This window comes from Bartonella sp. AD328YNZD (assembly GCF_042196425.1).
This window is the reverse complement of the sequence record NZ_JBHIQG010000231.1, coordinates 1-3,862: the sequence shown is the minus strand read 5'-3', so window position 1 is coordinate 3,862 and position 3,862 is coordinate 1. Positions and strand designations below refer to the sequence as shown.

The following is a 3,862-nucleotide window of genomic DNA, read 5'->3' as shown; positions in this document are numbered from 1 at the left end:
TTTTAGACCTTTACATATTTACGCTATAGCGTTAATATTGCGTTGCGAATCCAGAATATATGATACAAGGAGCGTGAGAATATCCATGCAGAGCTCTTCGCTTATGAGGCATATAGAGTTGTTTTTAACTAATAACAAAATGTCTCCATACACTTTCAGATTCGAATCAATAAAAAATGGTTGCTTAGTTATACGGTTGTGACGATGTGACAAAATCAGTGCGTATACCGAAAACGGTAATACACTCTCACATACTCATGAGATTTTATCATAATAGTATACGCAGCGATATGATAAATCAAGATATACTCCGATATCAGCATTTGTAAAAAAATTCTGCATTGAGGCGGTATGTGACTATAATGAAGCTTTAGAGCCTTAAGAGATAGGGTAATGGCTGTAGAAAAAAATATAAATTCATAAGCAAAGAATGCTGATTTTTCCTTTATTGTAATAAATTAGATCACTATCAGTTAGTATATCGCGTGTGTGCGTTAAGAAATTTGGGAAATATCAAAAAAGGTGATCTTAGGTATTTTATTGAACATGAAGATAATCTGATTCACAAAGGTGGTGGTTTGGTAGGATGGATATACTCGATCAATGTGTTTTATGAGAATGAATGTATTTTTTATGATGTTGCGGTTATAATGAAGTCTGTCTTTACAAGGATATTGTTATTTATAACAATACGTTAATATATGGTTGTGTAGGGGGATGCAAGAATTCGCGTGTTTATGAAAGGGGAGGTTTTATAATTATTTACATGTGAATGGAGATGTATATGTTTAAACTAATGCGCTCTTTTTTGATCAAGTTTTGAATGTTCAATGTTTTCAAGTTTATGGTGATGCTCGTGATTATAGAAAGGTTAGAGTTTATGAAAACGCTTTAGTTTGTCGTGATGTAAAGATTTACAAGAGGGCCAAATTTTACAGAAATGCTGTGCTTTTAACCCTGCAGATTTTTGTAAGAAAAAGAACCTACACGTAGCAGAATTTCACATGGTGTACAAGAGGAAGATAGGAGTGTTTGAGGAAGGCATGTGTTGATTTTATTGCATCGTTCGTTTTGTTTGAAATTCCTTATTTTATATATTTTGTGTCAATAAATATGTCGCAAATAATTGGTGTGAGCGTGTGGATTTAGCCACTTTCAGAGTGATTTTTACATCATTTATCAATGTTTTAATAGAGAAAATAAGAATGCCGAGAGTGATTGTTCGCACTTAGAACATGCCGGTTTATTGCATTCTTTTTTTGATTGAGGATGCAACAAAGAAATTGGTCAAGATGATTACTTGAGCGGAAATTAAAGGAGATCTAAATGGGTGTAAACGAAATTTTATGGGGAGCAATGGTTGTTGTTTTGTTGTTCAGCGGAGTTATATTTCGGTTTTCTTTATATTATCGTAGTCAAGTTAAAGCTTTAAAAGAGGAGTCCAGAAGGATAAAGCATGAGTTTTTAAGAGATTCTATGAAGATGACTGAAGAACGAAATAGAGCTATTAGAGAGCAGAATATGGTGATTAAAAGACGCGATCAAACGATTGAAAAATTGAAAAAACAAATTAAACGATATGAAGAAAATGAAAAGAAATATCAAAAAGAACTTCAATCTAAAAATGATAAAGAGTAACTATATTCATTTTTTGTATCGAATTTATGCATTAAAGGTTTTGAAAATGTCTTAGAAAGACTGGAGTGATGAGAGAGATAAACTTTAATGAAGTAAATGACAGTGCTGGTGGGGAAATTGTATTGAAACAAAATATTCAAGTTTACTCTGACTTATGAAAAGATTTAATTTTATAAGATAGAGTATCATTGATCATAAAATAAAATTTTATGATAATGCACTGATTTATAGATATGCTAGGTTATTAAAAAAATCTGTATATAAGATTCAACAATTGTTGTGGTGATATTATATTATTACTGAAAGCGATTTTGTATGTTCTTTTTAGGTGTTGGGATATAAAAATATTATGATAGCTTCAACCAATAGGCATAAAAATTGCATGATAATAGAAAGAAAGAGATATTTTCTTTTTATGAAGATGAAGTGGATAAGCCAGTTATGCTATCGGACACAGAATAGGAAGATGAACGTAAAAGATATTAATCTCTGCGAGAGCAATCATATTCCTAATTTATGATTTATCTTATCTTCATGTGCATTTGCTTTTTATGAAAAATACAAAATTTGAGGGGGGCTCTTGATAGATGCTATAAAGATCTGATTATGTTTGAAAACAAACATACAACCTGCAAAAATTTACTGTTATTTGCGCGTGTTAAAAATAAGACAAAAGCTCTCTTTCATTGAGATAAAATCAGTTACTTTTCATTCATCACCAAAATAACTCAAAACTCCATTATATAAAATAAATGCTTATCTTAATGGTAAAGAATGTCAGGACTGCAATTCTCTGATAAGAGCCTTATGCGTAATTTCTTTGATTTGTTCAATATTCATAAGAATATCTTGTTTTGTTGGATAACCTTTACTTGAAAAAGCAATTTTTTGTGCATCTCCCGAGATTAAACGCCAGTACCATTGATTGTGAACTCCTTGAAACACTTCAAAATACATGCTTCCCACCTCATAAAATAGCTGATAATTTTCAGGATAAATACTCAACTAATCCGTTTATGAACATTAATCTATGTCTCTATAGGAAGTCGTCAATATATGCCCCTTAAATTTTCTGACCTAAAAAAATCTTCTATGAGAGCTATTATTCTTTTAACAAGAAAAAATTTCTTGTCAATAAGATATGAATGAGAATTTTATACTATAAAATTATTTTTTTTAATTTAATGACACTATATATTCATTTATAATGCGAATATTTTTACTATCATTACAGAAACAAAGTTTATAGAGAATACAAAATTCCACCAGCATGGACACAATAAAAAACTGTTCTCCACACTGGTAGAGTTTAATCGTTTCTTTTTTCTCTTTTAAAATAGACGTTTATTGGTTTGCTATAACCTCTTTTTGGGATACGCTGCGAATGAGTAAATCAATAAATAAACTAAGAGTATAAGAATTGGCCATTTTGGCTTTCATATCAATCAAAGAGATTGCCGTTTTAGGGGTTAGTCCATTTGATATACCTTGCTTTGATAAATATTGCTGCAATTTTTCATAAGAGCTATCGATTTTCTCTCGATTTAGTTTTTCATTATGATCATTATTGGCAATTGTTTCTTCAAGCCCTTCAATTTTTTTAATAAAATAATTCCAGTCAAAATCACCCTTTGTGTATTCGGCATCAAACATTTTTCCTTGTCCAGTTAAAAGCCAATTAATATTGACACCATACAACGTGCGGTATGTTTGTAAGACACTAAGATTGGGTTCTCTCTCTCCACGCTCGTAAAAAGCAATGGAATTTTTTGTCATGCTAAAACTTTTCGCTAAGGTTTCACGTGATGGATCGCCTAAAGCAAGACGTACATAACGTAAACGTTTTCCAAATATAGTTTTTGATTCAGTTTCAGGACGTGCCACGAATTATCTCCCTCAGTAAATCATCATGGTATAAATTTTGATTAATAAAAGCACACTATGTATTAATATTCTATGATGTAATGTCAATATTATAGTTTTAATTTCTCTTTATTTTTTTATTTTTAATTTATTGTATTGAGGACTAATATTTATTTCAAAACAAAATTTTGTGTTTACTGCATTCTGTCTCTTGTTTTTTTGAGAAAATTCTCATGTAACTTTACCATATATATTCTATACACCTCTGCATTAATAAATGCAATTTTAAAGAGATGCAAGCTTTGGATTTATACTGTGTGTGCTGTAGTTGAATTAGAAAATAAACTTTGAGGAATGATCA

The 3,862-nt window shown here is 30.5% G+C and carries 3 protein-coding genes; 1 reads left to right on the top strand and 2 read right to left on the bottom strand.

The window, feature by feature from the left end; translation table 11 throughout:
• Positions 1 to 1,326: 1,326 nt before the first annotated feature.
• Complete coding sequence (locus ACFIO3_RS09765; RefSeq protein ID WP_375608223.1) at positions 1,327 to 1,638, top strand: hypothetical protein; 312 nt, start codon at positions 1,327 to 1,329, stop codon at positions 1,636 to 1,638.
• A 777-nt stretch (positions 1,639 to 2,415) separates the two neighbouring features.
• Here the strand turns inward: ACFIO3_RS09765 and ACFIO3_RS09760 are convergent.
• Both ACFIO3_RS09760 and ACFIO3_RS09755 read right to left on the bottom strand, forming a co-directional pair.
• Positions 2,416 to 2,595: a YegP family protein gene (locus ACFIO3_RS09760; protein WP_375608224.1), complete on the bottom strand. Its 180-nt coding sequence runs from the start codon at positions 2,593 to 2,595 to the stop codon at positions 2,416 to 2,418.
• A 387-nt stretch (positions 2,596 to 2,982) separates the two neighbouring features.
• Complete coding sequence (locus tag ACFIO3_RS09755) at positions 2,983 to 3,522, bottom strand: helix-turn-helix domain-containing protein (protein ID WP_375608225.1); 540 nt, start codon at positions 3,520 to 3,522, stop codon at positions 2,983 to 2,985.
• Positions 3,523 to 3,862: the final 340 nt, after the last annotated feature.